Source organism: Selenomonas sp. CM52 (assembly GCF_000292955.1).
In the GTDB taxonomy this organism is placed as follows: domain Bacteria; phylum Bacillota; class Negativicutes; order Selenomonadales; family Selenomonadaceae; genus Selenomonas.
In genome coordinates this window covers 1-14,827 of record NZ_ALNM01000006.1, presented here as the reverse complement: position 1 = coordinate 14,827, position 14,827 = coordinate 1, and the positions used below count along the sequence as shown (strand labels likewise).

Here is a 14,827-nt window from a genome sequence, read left to right as displayed (position 1 = left end):
CTGCCGACTACGAAAGCCTTCCGTCCGTCATTCCTGCAAGACACAAGACCCTTTTGCCATAATATATCACATATTAGTACAAAAGTCCAGAGTTGGAGATCGTATTTTTTCTTTTCAAGTCTCCCGCTTCACTCGATAGACAGTGACGTACATGACGGGCAGCACGAGCAGCGTCAATACCGTCGCCACGGAAAGCCCGCTCGCTATCGCCACCGCCATCGGTCCCCAGAAAGAACTCGTCATCAGCGGAATCATGCCGAGGATCGCAGCAGCAGCCGTCAGCATGATGGGACGAAAGCGCAGAACAGCCGAGTCGATGACCGCCTGCCACGGCGACTCGCCCGCCTTGATATGCTTCTGAATCTGGTCGATGAGGATGACCGAGTTGCGGATAATCATGCCCGAGAGCGCGAGGATGCCGAGGTCGGCGACGAAGCCGATCGGCTCGCCCGTGAGGAACATGCCGCAGGCGACGCCGATGATGCCCAAAGGAGCGGTCAAGAGTGTGATGAGCATGGCACGGCCTTCGCGCACTTGGAAGATCAAGAGCGTCATGATGAGGAAGATCATGGCGGGCACGGGCACGAGAAGATATTTCATAGAATCCTCGCTGTCTGCAAGGCTTCCGTCCGGCTCGATGGCATATCCTGCGGGAAGATTCTCGCGCAGTTCCTTCGTCGCCGCGTACGCTTTTTTCGCCGCATCCGTCGGCGTGCCCGCGATGATGTCGGCGCGTACGGTCACGGCGGGCTTCAAGTCGCGCCGCCAGATGATGCCGTTTTCCGCGTCATAGGAAATCTTCGCCACCTGCGCGAGCGGCACATAGCCTGCCTGCGGCAGGTAGATCGGCAATTCTTCGAGGCGCGAGAGATCGTCCCTCGCCTCCTCCCTGAGCCGCAGCACGATGTCCACCGTGCGGTCGCCCTCGTAGAGTTCCGCCGCTTTCACTCCCGCCAGTTCCGTGTAGAGCATCTGCTGCACCATCTGCGTCGAAAGTCCGAGCGCCTTGAGCTTGTCTTGATCGAGCGCGAGGTGCAGAACCTTGCTCTTTTCCTGCCAGTCGAGGTTCACGTCGCGCGTGTTCGCATCGCTCGCCACGAGGTCGGCAACCTCATTGGCAAGCAACATGACTTTTTCCTTGTCTTCTCCCTCGACGCGCAGCATGATGGGGTACGCTGCAGGCGGCCCCGTCTGGATGAACTTGAGATTTGCACGCACGTTCGGGAAGTTTTCGGAAAGCTCCGTGCGGATCTTCGCCGTCAAATCCTCGCGTGACTCCTTGTCGTTCGCGACGATGACGAACTGCGCATAATTGTCCGCAGCCAAGACGGGTTCAAAGGTCAGCACGAAGCGCGGCGCACCTTCGCCCACATAGACGGAATAGTTCCTGTACTCGTCCGCAAGGCCGTCGAGGAAAGCAGCAAAGCGCTTCGCCTCGCCGTCCGTGTTCTTCATAGAAGAGCCTTCGGCAAGGTGCATCTCGACGATGATCTCCGGCCGCAAAGACGGCGGGAAGAAGTCCTGCCGGCAAGCGCCCAAAAGCGCGATGGATCCAGCGAAGACGAGCGCCGTCACGCCGAGCACGAGACGGCGATGTGCTAAAAATGCCTCCAGCACGCGGCGAAACACGCGATAGAATCGGCCTTGATGGAGCAAGGCTTCGCCCTTTTCATCGCGCTTCGGCTCAATGCGGATGATGTGATAGCCGAGGAGCGGGGCGACCATGACGGAGACGATCCAAGAGAGCAGCAGCGCGGCGGCAATGACGGGAAAGAGCGAGGCGCAGAACTCCGCCGCCATGCCCTTCGAGAAAGCGACGGGGATGAAGCCCGCGCATGTGATGAGCGTACCCGTCAGCATGGGCAGAGCTGTCGCACGGAAGGCGTGCGAGGCGGCGCTGAAGCGGTCAAGCCCCTCTTCAAGCTTGACGCTCATCATCTCGACGGCGATGATCTCATCGTCAACCAGAAGCCCAAGGGAGATGATGAGCGCGCCCAAAGACACCTTCTGCAGGTCGATGCCCGCACCGTACATGAAGAGGAAGACGCCCGTCAGTACGAGCGGGATGCAGCAGGCGACGACGAACCCCGTGCGAAGGCCGAGCGTCAGAAAGCTCACGGCGAGCACGATGATGACGGCTTCTCTGAGCGTGTCGACGAAATCATCGATGGATTCTGCGACGACCTGCGGCTGGTCGGAGACCTGATGGATTTCCAAGCCGAGCGGCAGATCGTCCTTGAGCGCGGCGATTTTCTTCTGCAAATCCTTGCCGAGCGTCAGGATGTTGCCGCCCGGGCGCATGGAAACGGCGATGCCCACGGCAGGCTCGCCATTGAAGTACATCTTCGGCTCGGCCGGCTCGGCGTAGCGGCGCGTGACGCTCGCGACGTCGCCGAGTCGGAAGGTGCGCCCGCCGGCGGCGATCGGCAGGGCGCGGATCGCCTCGAGGTCGTCGAAAGCGCCCGAGACGCGCACGTAGACGTTGTCCGTCTGCGTCTCAATCATGCCCGCCGGCGTCATCTCTTCCTGCGTACGGATGGCAGAAAGAATCGCGTCGGGCGGTATGCCAAGCTCCGCGAGACGCTCGCGCGCGGCCTCGACGTAAATCTTCTCCGGCTGCACGCCGATCAATTCGACCTTCTGCACATTTTCGACCGCAAGCAGGGCGCGGCGCGTCTTTTCCGCCTGCTCGCGCATCTCCTCGTAGGACCAGCCGTCGCCCGTCACGGCGTAGACCGAGCCGAATACATCGTCGAAGCGGTCATTGTAGAAAGGGCCGTAAACGCCTGTGGGCAGGCTGCGCTTCTCATCCTCGCAAAGATTGCGTGCGTCGCGCCACGTCGGACGAATATCCTCCTTCGCCACATCGTCGTCCAGCGTCACATAGATGACCGCCTGTCCCTCGCGCGAATAGCTCTTGAGCTCCTTGAGTCCCGGCACATCCTGCAGCTTCTTCTCCAGCTTGTCCGTGACCTGCTCTTCCATCTGCTGCGCCGTCGCACCCGGCCAGGCGACGGATACGACCATCTGGCGAATCGTAAAGTCAGGATCTTCCATCCTGCCGAGCTTGCCGTAGGAAAAAATGCCGCCGATAAAGACGACGAGAATAAAATACCAGACGAGACCCTTGTGCTTGAGAGAGATTTCCGTAAGATTCCTCATGGCGCATCCCCCGTCCGCACTTCGTCGCCCTCGCGCAGTTTGTGGACGCCCGCCGTCACGACGAGAGCGCCGTCGGGAAGTCCCCGGACGAGCACGTCGTTGCCGTCATAGCCGTCGACCGCAACTTCCTGCAGGGACACCTTGTTGTCCGCGCCGACAAGCCAGACCGAAGGCGTGCCGCCCGTCTGGTAGATGGCGGCGAGCGGCAGGCGCACGGCTGCCGTCGGCATCCGTCCCACAGCCACATTCGCCGTCATGCCGAGCGCCATGCCAGCCGGCGGTGCGGGCACAGAGACGCGCACGCGGTAGGTGCGCGAGACGGCGTCCGCCATCGGCGCGACCTCGCGCACCGTGCCGGAAACGACGCCTGCGCCGAGCGCCCAGAAGGAGACGGCGACTTCCTTGCCCGGCGGCACATCGGCGAGACGATCTTCGGGCACAGCGATCTCGACCTCAAGATCGCCCGACTCGACGAGTGTCACGACCGTCTGTCCTGCGGCGACAACCTGTCCCGCCTCTGCCGCCACGGCAGAAATCACGCCGGGCGCATCGGCAAGAAGCTCCGTATAGGAAACGGCATTGTGCCCCTCTGCCGCTTGGGCGATCGCCTGCCGATAGCTCGCCGCCGCCGCCCCATAGGCAGTCTCGTACTGGTCGAGCACGGCGGCGGGCACGGCCTCGGCCGCGTAAAGCTCGCGGTAGCGCGCCGCATTTGCCGCCGCGAGGTCGAGCTGCGCCTTCGCTGCATCGACTGCGGCGTCGGCCTGCCTCGACCTCTGCACGATGTCGGAGGCGTCGAGGCGCAGGAGCGGCGCTCCCGCTTCCACGCGGTCGCCGACGTTGACCGCACGCGCGATGACGCGGCCGCCTACCTGGAACGCCAGATTCTTCTCGTAACGGCCGCGCACACTGCCCGCATAGTTGACCGCGTGCGCCGCCTCATTCGTCTCGACGCGCTCGGTGCGCACCAACGGCGGCTTCGCCTTCTCGGGCGGCGCATCGCCGCAGCCTGCGGCACTGACGAGCAGCCCCGCCAAAAGGAGCGCCAGAATACTGCGTGCCCCATATCTCACATCGTTTCCCCCTCTCCGCTTCCTGCGGGTTTCACCGCGCCGTCTTCCCAATGAGCTCTCGAAAATCCGCCTTCGACGAGCGTTCCGCCAAAATCTGGAAGTTACGCTCCACACAGGAGACATCCTGCGGCGACAACGGATCGATCAGATAATTAACCCACGAATTCATCACGGACAGCAGGAACGGATGCTGCATGCGTCCGTACTCCGTCAGACGGATGCGCTTGATGCGGCGATCCTCCGCGTCCTTCTCGCGACAGATGAAGCCCTTCTGTTCCAAGAGCTTGAGCGTGCGCGCCACGGCGGACTTGTCCGTCTGCAGAGCACGCGACAAATCCTCCTGACTCGCCCCCTCGCAGTCAAAAAGGCGCAGAAGCAGGACGTACTCCGAATACGTAAGCTGCAAAGGACGACATGCTTCCAACACATAGCTGCGCGAACGTCCGTCCAAAATGGAAAAACAACGCGCCACCTGCAAATTATCCATCAAGATCCCCCTCTCATACACGATCAAATGCAACAGCAGCAATCTCACATCCATGACGTACAGATTTTCTCTTAGTTGATTATATCAACATTTTCTTTATATTTCAACAAATTGGTGTACTATATATCCAAACGCCATCTTTCCATGCTATAATACAATTGGTGCTACGAAAACGGTAGGCGGTCGATTCTTAGCCCCTGAGAGGCGGTCAACGTCAGCCAATCGCGCTTCGCCTTCGGCTCACGCTCTTGGGACGTTTTCGCATACGCGCCGTTTGCCAATCAGCTACGCCTGCGAGCTTGCTTCTTGGACGGCTCAGCAGGGGCGTTGCTTATGGATCTGTACGATTTTTTATCGTTGGTTTTCCTCGTAACGATCTGCATCGTTGCGTTAAAAGCAAAATAAGAATTCCCCGCCTCAGGCTCACAACTTAGGCGGGGAATTCTTCTCTCAACCAAGAGTAGGGGCTGACCGTTTACCAGTAGCACCTCTTCTCTTTTTATTATACGACACGATACGATACACGTCAAACCATTTGGCGCAACCCACCTCACGAACCTCCGCCATCTCACAGCCCCACGTTTCCCAGTTCCACCGTACCGCGGCAGGAAATGAGCACCTCGCCTTCGAGCAAAAGCCGTGTGCCGCGCTCAACGAAGAGCGTGCCACCCGGCTGCTCGACGGCGATTCGCGTGCCCTCCGCCGCGTCTCCCAAAGCGAGCGCAAGCGCCAAGCTTCCCGAACCACAGGCACGCTCAAAGACGCGGCTTTTAGCGCTCGGCACAGCGACGTAGGGACGGATGCGAAAGTAATCGCGTCCCAAGCGCTCGAACGGCACGACTCCGTAAGCATCGGCGTCCGTCTCGCACATCAGACGGGCAAGCATCTCGTCGTAATCCGCCGCCGAAAGGTCTGCGGCTTCGACGACGAGATGCACGATGCCTGGAAGCGATACACATATCGCCGCGCCCCCAAACGAAAATCCGTCAAGAGAAATACGCCGCACCTCATGCGCCTGCGGCATCTCGGCACGCGCCAGCCAGCGTCCCGAGCCGAGCGGATGCGCCTCTGCCCGAAGCGGTTCGGGTGCACCCGAGCACTCGACAAAAAAGGGGGACTCAGCACCTTCAGATGCCGCCAGAGCCGCCGCTGAAAGCGTCGCATTGCCGCAGAACTCGCCGCCCGACATCTCAATGCGAAAAAGCGCCTCCTCGGAATGCGGCGCAACGAGGAAACCCGCCTGCTCCGCCGCCAGATGATCGTAATCCATCGCCTCAGCGAGGAGCGCGGCACGCGCCTCCGGTGCAGCTTCCCCGCGCAAAAATACCGTCGTATTTCCCAGCGGACTCAGCTTGATGAAATCCAGCTCCATAAACTATATCTCCTACGAGAAATGCGCCTTTTGCTTGCTGTTTCCACAGCGCAGGCAAAAAGCGCACAACACCATCGACAACGAATTCACAAAAGCTGATGCATCTTTCCAAGATTCTCAATCTTGTCCAACGGCCATTGCGAGACTTCAGAAATATCCTGCAATGACCATTTTTTCTTCTTCAGCATGTTGAGCACGATCTCCGTCACACCCTTTTCCATGCCCTTTTCCATGCCCTTTTCCATGCCGATCTCTTGTGCTTCCTGAAGTTGGACACGCTTTGCCAGTTCAGGATTCCACTTGAAGCTCACCATGTCAAAAACCTCCTCCATCTCACGCTCAAGAAAATATTCTGCCAAAAAGTCCTGCTCGATACAATAGCGGATCGCCTGCTTGACAGCGCTCTCGAGACTCACTCCTGCCGCCGTCTTTCGACGTACCTGCGCCACGAATGCACTGTACCCTTTGAGAGTACGACTCCTCTCAAGAATCACGCTGCCAGGAGTCTCGTTGATATTATACACCTTGACGCAAAGCTCCAACGAGGAGCACTCTCCCTCAAAAGCTTCCGACAGACGCATTTCCCATTCATCTGGCGCTGGGTCAAGACCATTGTAGAATACATAGAAGCACGGTGCCGGCAACCGAAAACGTCGCGTTCGGTACGGCGCATCCTTCGGCACCTGCTTCCGATAGAGCTTCGCCATATACCAAAACATACGCAAGGGCATGTTCTCGTTCAAAGTGCTCTGATGCTCCATTAGGATAATCTGCCGCTTTCCCGCCAAGAAGCTTACATCATTCTTCTCGTCATTGAAGAATGTCCCCTGCAGCGTCATGAGCCGTATTTCCTGCAAGGCAACATCTCGCCCAAAAAGCCCGCTATATACATCCTGCAAATAATCTCTGCGGCGAAATATATCGCAAAAAAGCGAATCCTTGTACGTTCTCTTCACCCGCGCCATACAGCTCTCTCCATGTCAAAAAATATCCTTTCTTTATTCTATATTTTATCACGAGATCTGTACTCGCTCAATAAAAAAACACGAAATACAGCAAGGCTGTGCACAAGCCCCAAGCTCGCGCACAGCCTTCAAAACTACAACTTCGTGATGTCCTTGCCGAACCACTTCTCCGAGATCTTCGCCATCGTACCGTCGGCGCGCATCTCGTCGAGAACCTTCTGCATCTTCTCCTTGAGCGCCGTATCATCCTTGCGATAAGCGACGCCGAACTGCGTCACGGGACCAACGTGACCGTCGAGCGCGGCGATCTTGTCGGGGTGCTTCGACATGTAGAAGCGGCCGATGATCTCGTCGCAGACGATCGCGTCGACGCGGCCGTTCTCGAGATCCATGAACGCCGACAAATAATCCGCGTACTTCTTGACGTCCTTGTAGCCCGTAACATCTTTGTGACCATCCACATAGTCCTCTGCCGTACCCGAGGCGCTCTGCGTCGCGACGATCTTGTTCTTGAGGTCGTCTTCCTTCGTGATCGAAGCGTCGTCCGCACGCTTGAAGATCACCTGCTGATCGTTCATGTACGGCTCGGAAAAGAGCAGATTCTTCTTGCGCTCCTCCGTGATTTCCAAGCCATTCCACAGCGCGTCGATGCGACCACTCTGAATCTCAGCCTCCTTGCTTGCCCAGTCGATGCCCTTGAACTCGACCTCCGTGCCGAGGCGCTTCGCCGCCTCTTTCGCCAATTCCACGTCGAAGCCCGTGATCTCGTTCTTCTCGTCGAGGAAGCCCATCGGCGGGAAGTTGTCGTCCAGACCGATGACGATCTTCTTCGGCGCGTCGTTTGCCGCCTTCTGTCCACCACAGCCTGCCATGAAACCTGCCGCGAGCATGAGGGACAAACAGATGAATAAAATTTTCTTCAAAATAAAGCACTCCTTTTCTTCGTTAAAGTATTATCATAGTGATATTATACATGGACAAAGAGAATTTGCCAAGGGGGAATCTCGTCATAATTTTCGGCTCTTTGATGCACAAAAACGCCGCGAAGGAGCACAATTTCCTGCTCCTTCGCGGCGTTTCCTAGGCTTCTGCCTAGAAAAGCACGGATAAATCCAGTGCTTTCTTACATACTCTTCGTCAATTTCTCAATGTCGCCCGATACTTCCTTCGCCTGTACCACAGACGTATGGATTTCCTTCATCCCCTCCGCTTGCCTTTCAATCAAGAGGTTGATCGTCTTGATCTTCTCCTCGATATTGGCCGAGGCCTTCTCCATCGAGCCAAGCGCCTCGACAATCTTGCCGACAGCCTCCTGACTACTGTCAGCAAGCTTTCGCACCTCTTCAGCGACGACGGAGAAGCCCCTGCCCGCATCACCCGCGCGTGCCGCCTCGATCGAGGCGTTGAGCGCGAGGAGGTTCGTCTGCTTCGAGATGTTCATGATGAGCTCCGTCATCTTCAGCGTGTTCTCCGTCTGCGTGCGCGTATCCTCTGCCGCCCGCGTGATTTCCTCCTGTACGCCGGTGATCTCGGTCGTGCGCTCCGCCGTCTCGTTCACGCGCGTCGTGATCGTCTCGATTGAGTGATAAAGCCCTTCCATCCTTGAGCCGAATTCCTTGTAGAACTGTTCCTTGCCAGTCTTCAGCAACGTGATGTCCTCGATAGCTCCGGCGACCAGAACGGGCGTGCCGTCGGGCTTTCGGATCGTCTTGCCCACGGCGTGAAACCACAGGTATTCGCCCGTCTTCGTCTTCAAGCGATACTCAAGGTCGAACGGCGTCCTGCCGCTGCGATCCATGATATGCGCTTGGAACGCCTGCAAGGTACGCTCCTTGTCCTCAGGATGCAGGCGATCGGCCCACGAATTCAGCTTGTTCGGGAAGTCCGTCGTATTGGAGAAGCCCAGGAGGTGGCGGAAACGATCCGACCACCAGAACTCATTGTTCGGATTCGTCGGATCGTCGCCGACGACCTTCATGTTCCACGAGCCTTCCGCCAGGATGCTGTCGATCGCCTCGTAGCGCTTCAAAGTGTAGTCGAGATATTCCTTGTTCTTGACCTCCTCGTCGATGTCGACGAAGACGCCGATGATCTCCTCCGGATGTCCGTTCTGATTGCGCACGACGTTGCCCGACGCATGAAACCACTTGTAACTGCCGTCGTGCACCTTCATGCGGTAGTCGACATCGTAGGGCGTATTGCCGCTCAGATCCTTGATGCACTGCGTGAAGGCGGAGAGCGTTCCGTCCACATCGTCGGGATGCAGGCGCGAACTCCAAGATTCCACCGTATTGGGGAAGTCGTTCTCGTCACGGAAGCCGACCATGCGGCGGAACTCGTCGGACCAGATGGCATAGGCGATGCTGAAGTCCGCATTGATCTTCATGTACCAAAGCCCCGAATGGACGGCATCATTGACCGTGCGGATGCGGAACTTCTGGTACTCGATCTCCTCGTTCACCTTGTCGATGAGCGCATTGAACGCGTCCGCCCACGGCTCGCGCGAATCTGCCTTGGAGAAAAGCTGATTCTTCTCATGCCCCTGTGCAACCCTCTGAATGGCTGCCGCCAGATTCTGCCCGTCATTCGGAGCGGCTGCAGCCTTTTTCATGCCAAACATCAAAATCTCCTCCAATGATACTATTCACCGATCATACCTTCTCTATAAGTACTAGAATATAGCGTTTAACAGAAATTGTCAACTATACGCTTTGTCCTGATTTTCATAGAGCTATGGCATTTCTTTCTGTAAACATGTATAATATTTATATTGCGTCAATATTTTCTACATGAATCCATCCGGAATCTTCATCAAGAACTGTTCGGCGACGCGGCTTCAGATGCGTTTCCCACACAGAAGAAAGGCGGAATCCTCATGCACATTTCCAAAAAGTTCAAGGCGCTCATCCTCGGCGCTTCTCTTCTCACAGCGAGCCTCGGTTTCGTAGGCTGCGGCCAAAGCGCTGACACAAAGGACGTGAAGATCGGCGTCGTGCAGCTCGTCGAGCACAATGCGCTCGATGCGGCGAACAAGGGATTCGCCGACGGACTCAAGGAGCGCGGCTTCGAGGAAGGAAAGAACATCTCCATCGACCGCCAGAACGCGCAGGCCGATCAATCGAATCTGCAGAACATCGCGCAGCGCTTCGTCAACGCGAAGATGAATCTCGTCTGTGCGATCGCGACACCCGCCGCACAGAGCATGGCGAACGCGACGCACGACATTCCCATCGTCGGCACGGCGATCACGGACTACGTCGGTGCGAAGCTCGCCGCTTCGAACGAGAAGCCCGGCGGCAATGTCACGGGAACGAGCGACATGAGCCCCATCAAGGAGCAGGTCGACCTCATGCTGAAGATCTGCCCCGAGGTCAAGACCATCGGCATCATCTACTGCTCAAGCGAGGTCAACTCCGAAGTGCAGGCGAAGGCGATTGCCGAGTATGCCGAGAGCCGTGGGCTGAAGGTGCGCACGGCGACGATCTCGACCGTCAATGACATCCAGCAGGCGGCGAACAGCCTCGTCGGCGATGTCGACGCCTTCTTCGAGCCGACGGACAACATCATGGCCTCCGCCGTCCCGACACTTCTTTCCATCACGAATCCGGCGAAGAAGCCCGTGTTCTGCAGCGAGGACAACTGGGTCAAGGCGGGGGCGCTTGCGACCTACGGCATCGACTACTACAAGCTCGGCGTGCAGACGGGTCACATGGCCGCCGACATCCTCGAAGGCAAGAAGAAGCCCGCTGACATGCCGATCGAGATGGCGAAGGAACTCAAAGTCAGCATCAACAAGAAGAACGCGGAAACGCTCGGCATCCAGATTCCTGCCGACATCTTGAAGGATGCGCAGATTTTCGAATAATTGCAGCTCCTGTCCCCGATCAAAACCAAGAAACAGCCGCAAGCAATTCCTTGCGGCTGCTTTTTCAAAAAGGAGAATCTCTCTCTATGGACCTCATCATACCAACGATTTCCCAAGGGCTCCTTTGGGCACTCCTCGCCATCGGCGTCTACCTGACCTTCCGCGTCCTCGACATCGCTGACCTCACCGTCGAGGGCAGCTTCCCTCTGGGCGCGGCGACGGCAGCGAACCTCCTTGCCGCCGGCGTCACACCGCTTCTCGCCATCTTCGCGGCCTTCGTCGCGGGCATGATCTCAGGCGTCATCACGGGACTTCTGACGACGAAGCTCAAGATCCCCGCGCTTCTCGCCGGCATCCTCACGATGATCGCGCTCTACTCCGTGAATCTTCGCATCATGGGCAAGGCGAACCTGCCGCTCCTCAATACAGAGACGATTTTCACGCAGGCGCAGAGCTTCGGCCTCACGCGCGAAGTCGCCGTGCTCGCCATGGGCTTTCTCATCGTCGTCGTCATCAGCGTCGCGTGCTACTACTTCTTCAGTACTGAACTCGGCGCGGCGATTCGTGCGACGGGAGACAATCCCCACATGATCCGTGCGAACGGCGTCAATACCGACATGACGATCATCCTCGGCCTCCTGCTCTCAAACGGTCTTGTTGCCATCTCGGGAGCGCTCGTCGCGCAGTCGAACGGCTTTGCGGACGTCGGCATGGGCGTCGGCACGATCGTCATCGGTCTCGCCTCCGTCATCATCGGCGAGGTGCTCTTCGGCACGCGCAGCTTCAAAAACTGCCTTCTCTCCGTCATCGGCGGCTCCATCGTCTACCGCGCCGTCATCGCCATCGTCCTCGAACTCGGCATGCCGCCCAACGACCTCAAGCTCTTCACGGCGGCGCTCGTCGCGCTCGCGCTGTCCCTGCCGCTCATCCAGGCGCGCATCCGCCGCGCGAAAGGAGGCTCTCGCTGATGCTCAAACTTCAAAACATCGCCAAGACCTTCAATCCCGGCACAATCACAGAAAAGTACGCGCTCCGAGGCGTCACGCTGCACCTTTCGCCCGGCGACTTCGTGACTGTCATCGGCGGCAACGGCGCGGGCAAATCGACGCTGATGAACTCCATCGCCGGCACCTTCCGCGTCGACGCGGGCAACATCGTCATCGCGGGCACAGACATCACGAAATGGCCCGAGCACAAGCGTGCCAAGTACATCGGACGAGTCTTCCAAGACCCCATGATGGGCACGGCAGCGGGCATGATGATCGAAGAGAACCTCGCCATCGCCGCACGCCGCGGCAATGCACCGCGTCTTCGCTGGAGCTTCTCCAAAGCGCAGCGCGAACGCTTCCGCGAGCTTCTGGCGGGACTAGACCTCGGTCTCGAAGATCGTCTCGAATCCAAGGTCGGCCTTCTCTCAGGCGGTCAGCGCCAAGCCCTGACGCTTCTCATGGCAACGATGGCCGAGCCTAAGCTCCTACTCCTCGACGAGCACACGGCGGCACTCGACCCCAAGACGGCGGAAAAAGTTCTCGACATCACGAAATCCATCGTAGAAAAGCGCAAGCTCACGACGCTCATGATCACGCACAACATGAAGGACGCCCTTCGCCTCGGCAACCGCCTCATCATGATGCACGAAGGAAACATCCTCGTCGACGTCAAAGGCGAAGAAAAATCGCGCCTGACCGTGCGCGACCTGCTCGCGCTCTTTGAAAAGGCTGCGGGCAACGAAATGACGAATGACAGTCTGTTGCTGTCATGAAATAAAAGAAGCATCGCTCGATTCAACACCGACGCGATGCTTCTTTTATTTCACCATCGTTTCAATTTCCGCACTGTGCACTCCGCCCTTGCTCACTTCGCACCATGTTCCTTCTTCCAGCGCTTGATATCGGCGAGTCGCGCCTTGAAACGTCCCTCAAGCCCTTCCTCCGTCGGCTCGTAGTAGACGCTTCCCAGAAGATCATCGGGCAGGCACTGCATGTTCGTGAGTTTGTCCTTCGTGTTGTGCGCGTACTGATAGCCCTTGCCGTAGCCCTCGTCCTTCATGAGTCGCGTCACGGCGTTCCGTATGACGAGCGGCACAGGCTCGGCGAGACGCTTCGTCGCATCGGCCTTTGCCTTCAAATAGGCGACTTCCATCGCATTCGATTTCGGCGCGAGCGCCATGTAAACGGCGGCCTCCGTCAGATGAACCGAGCACTCGGGCATGCCGATGAAATGGCACGCTTGATACGCCGCGACGGCAAGCTCCAAAGCGCGCGGATCGGCAAGTCCCACATCCTCGCTCGCAAAGCGCACGATGCGCCGCGCGATATAGAGAGGATCTTCGCCCGCTTCCAACATGCGCGCGAGCCAGTAAACCGAAGCGTCGGCATCGGAGTTTCGCATCGACTTGTGAAGCGCCGAAATCAGATTATAATGCTCCTCTCCCTTCTTGTCATAGAGCAGCGATTTCTTCTCCAAACACTGCTCCACCGTTTCGCGCGTGACACGGATCGCATCCTTTTCCACCTCGCCGTTCAAAACGACGATCTCCAAGGTAGAAAGAGCCGTTCGCGCATCACCGTTGGCGAACACGGCCAAAGCTTCCAGAAGATCATCCGCTATTTCCACCTTCTGCTCGCCGAAGCCCTCGGGCGCGGCGAGCGCACGGCGCAGAAGCCCCAAGATGTCCTCCTTCTGCAAGGCCTTGAGCACAAAGACGCGGCAGCGCGACAGAAGAGCGCTGTTGATTTCGAACGACGGGTTCTCCGTCGTCGCGCCGATGAGGATGATGCTTCCCCTCTCCACAAACGGCAGGAAGGCGTCCTGCTGCGCCTTGTTGAAGCGATGGATCTCATCGACGAAAAGAATCGTGCGCTCACCGTACGCCGTGTTCTTCTCCGCCTCCTGCATGACCGTGCGAATCTCCTTGATGCCGCTCGTCACGGCGGAAAAGTCGATGAAACGAGCCTTCGTCTCCCGCGCAATGATGCGTGCGAGCGTCGTCTTGCCGACGCCCGGCGGTCCCCAGAAGATCATCGAGAAGATCTTGTCCTCGGCGATGAGCTTCCTGAGCATCTTTCCCTTGCCCACGAGGTGCTGCTGCCCCACATAATCCGCAAGCCGCTTGGGACGCATACGCGCCGCCAGCGGCAAATCGACCTCGCGCCGAAAAAGTGACTCCTGTTCCATTTCCATCCTCCACACCTCATTTCTTTCCATTATAGCAGATATAGCTATGGGTCAAAAGACGCGCTTAAGACAAACCTCCCAACCTACGATATACTTTAGAAGAGAATTACTATGCAAAAAATGGAGTGAGCCTTATGTACCGCTTCTTGGAAAATTTTGAAACAGGAATCCCCTTTATCGACAACGGACACCGCCGCCTCCTAGAGGATATGGAAGAAGCGCGCGAAGCACTCGCCGCTGGTCATGAGGACGATTACCACCGCTTGAGCGGTCAACTCCTAGCGACGATGAACGATCATATCGTCAAACAGCACGTCTACGAAGAAGAAATCATGGCCATGTCGCGCGATGACGAGCTTGCAGATCAGAAGGAGGCGCACGCACATTTTCGCGAAGTCATCGACCAGCACAAATCCTCGATGAACTTCCAGAACGACCACGAGGAGCTTACGAGTCTCCTGCACTTCCTCAACGAATGGTTTCTGCAGCACATTTTATCGAGCGACATGCTGATCGGCAGCGCACTGAAGAAGGCAAAGGCCGCCGCCGTCGAGGCGAAGGCACGGGCGGCAAAGGAAGCGCGGGCAGCGGAAACGGCACACGCCGAAGAAGCCGCCAAGGCACGAGAAGCGGCACATACAAGTAAGGAAATCAAGGAAGAGCACGCGTCCTCCGTCGAAAAGAAGGCGAAAACGACCATCGAGGCAAAAGCGCCGGCAGCCCAGC

12 protein-coding genes are annotated in these 14,827 nt (G+C 57.8%); 4 read left to right on the top strand and 8 right to left on the bottom strand.

Annotated features, from left to right (window positions below; all coding sequences use genetic code 11):
* Positions 1-114 precede the first annotated feature (114 nt).
* From HMPREF1153_RS00935 to HMPREF1153_RS00905, 7 genes are all read right to left on the bottom strand, one after another.
* Positions 115-3,162: an efflux RND transporter permease subunit gene (locus HMPREF1153_RS00935; RefSeq protein WP_009645056.1), complete on the bottom strand. Its 3,048-nt coding sequence runs from the start codon at positions 3,160-3,162 to the stop codon at positions 115-117.
* On the bottom strand, positions 3,159-4,235 hold the full coding sequence (locus HMPREF1153_RS00930; RefSeq protein WP_009645040.1) for an efflux RND transporter periplasmic adaptor subunit: 1,077 nt from the start codon (positions 4,233-4,235) through the stop codon (positions 3,159-3,161). The genes HMPREF1153_RS00935 and HMPREF1153_RS00930 overlap by 4 nt, the downstream gene beginning before the upstream one ends.
* A gap of 31 nt (positions 4,236-4,266) precedes the next feature.
* Positions 4,267-4,722, bottom strand: a complete 456-nt coding sequence (locus HMPREF1153_RS00925; protein WP_037369384.1) for a MarR family winged helix-turn-helix transcriptional regulator — start codon at positions 4,720-4,722, stop codon at positions 4,267-4,269.
* Positions 4,723-5,290: 568 nt separating this feature from the next.
* Complete coding sequence (locus tag HMPREF1153_RS00920) at positions 5,291-6,094, bottom strand: hypothetical protein (protein WP_009645059.1); 804 nt, start codon at positions 6,092-6,094, stop codon at positions 5,291-5,293.
* Between the two features lie 86 nt (positions 6,095-6,180).
* Positions 6,181-6,951, bottom strand: coding sequence for a transposase (locus HMPREF1153_RS00915; RefSeq protein ID WP_232208149.1), 771 nt, complete (start codon positions 6,949-6,951; stop codon positions 6,181-6,183).
* Positions 6,952-7,193: 242 nt separating this feature from the next.
* Positions 7,194-7,982, bottom strand: a complete 789-nt coding sequence (locus HMPREF1153_RS00910) for an amino acid ABC transporter substrate-binding protein (protein WP_009645055.1) — start codon at positions 7,980-7,982, stop codon at positions 7,194-7,196.
* Between the two features lie 200 nt (positions 7,983-8,182).
* Entirely contained in the window at positions 8,183-9,679 is a 1,497-nt protein-coding gene (locus HMPREF1153_RS00905; RefSeq protein ID WP_009645044.1) for a methyl-accepting chemotaxis protein, read from the bottom strand.
* Between the two features lie 255 nt (positions 9,680-9,934).
* On the opposite strand from HMPREF1153_RS00905, the gene HMPREF1153_RS00900 reads away from it, so the two are divergent.
* From HMPREF1153_RS00900 to HMPREF1153_RS00890, 3 genes are all read left to right on the top strand, one after another.
* Positions 9,935-10,924, top strand: coding sequence for an ABC transporter substrate-binding protein (locus HMPREF1153_RS00900; RefSeq protein WP_037369380.1), 990 nt, complete (start codon positions 9,935-9,937; stop codon positions 10,922-10,924).
* 86 nt (positions 10,925-11,010) lie between these two features.
* Positions 11,011-11,892 carry an ABC transporter permease gene (locus tag HMPREF1153_RS00895; RefSeq protein WP_009645037.1) on the top strand — a complete coding sequence of 294 codons (882 nt, stop codon included), beginning with the start codon at positions 11,011-11,013 and terminating at the stop codon, positions 11,890-11,892.
* Entirely contained in the window at positions 11,892-12,686 is a 795-nt protein-coding gene (locus HMPREF1153_RS00890; RefSeq protein ID WP_009645043.1) for an ABC transporter ATP-binding protein, read from the top strand. Before HMPREF1153_RS00895 ends, HMPREF1153_RS00890 begins: the two co-directional genes overlap by 1 nt.
* 92 nt (positions 12,687-12,778) lie before the next feature.
* On the opposite strand, the gene HMPREF1153_RS00885 is transcribed toward HMPREF1153_RS00890, so the two are convergent.
* Positions 12,779-14,107: a replication-associated recombination protein A gene (locus HMPREF1153_RS00885; RefSeq protein WP_156810522.1), complete on the bottom strand. Its 1,329-nt coding sequence runs from the start codon at positions 14,105-14,107 to the stop codon at positions 12,779-12,781.
* A gap of 140 nt (positions 14,108-14,247) precedes the next feature.
* On the opposite strand from HMPREF1153_RS00885, the gene HMPREF1153_RS00880 reads away from it, so the two are divergent.
* The coding region (locus tag HMPREF1153_RS00880) for a bacteriohemerythrin (RefSeq protein WP_232208148.1) at positions 14,248-14,827 on the top strand (580 nt) is incomplete at its 3' end.

Excerpts from the sequence above, each read along its gene's own strand:
- HMPREF1153_RS00935 (WP_009645056.1), bottom strand. The coding sequence starts at position 3,162 with ATGAGGAATCTTACGGAAATCTCTCTCAAGCACAAGGGTCTCGTCTGG.
- HMPREF1153_RS00925 (WP_037369384.1), bottom strand. The coding sequence starts at position 4,722 with ATGGATAATTTGCAGGTGGCGCGTTGTTTTTCCATTTTGGACGGACGT.
- HMPREF1153_RS00920 (WP_009645059.1), bottom strand. The coding sequence starts at position 6,094 with ATGGAGCTGGATTTCATCAAGCTGAGTCCGCTGGGAAATACGACGGTA.
- HMPREF1153_RS00905 (WP_009645044.1), bottom strand. The coding sequence starts at position 9,679 with ATGTTTGGCATGAAAAAGGCTGCAGCCGCTCCGAATGACGGGCAGAAT.
- HMPREF1153_RS00900 (WP_037369380.1), top strand. The coding sequence starts at position 9,935 with ATGCACATTTCCAAAAAGTTCAAGGCGCTCATCCTCGGCGCTTCTCTT.
- HMPREF1153_RS00895 (WP_009645037.1), top strand. The coding sequence starts at position 11,011 with ATGGACCTCATCATACCAACGATTTCCCAAGGGCTCCTTTGGGCACTC.
- HMPREF1153_RS00890 (WP_009645043.1), top strand. The coding sequence starts at position 11,892 with ATGCTCAAACTTCAAAACATCGCCAAGACCTTCAATCCCGGCACAATC.
- HMPREF1153_RS00885 (WP_156810522.1), bottom strand. The coding sequence starts at position 14,107 with ATGGAAATGGAACAGGAGTCACTTTTTCGGCGCGAGGTCGATTTGCCG.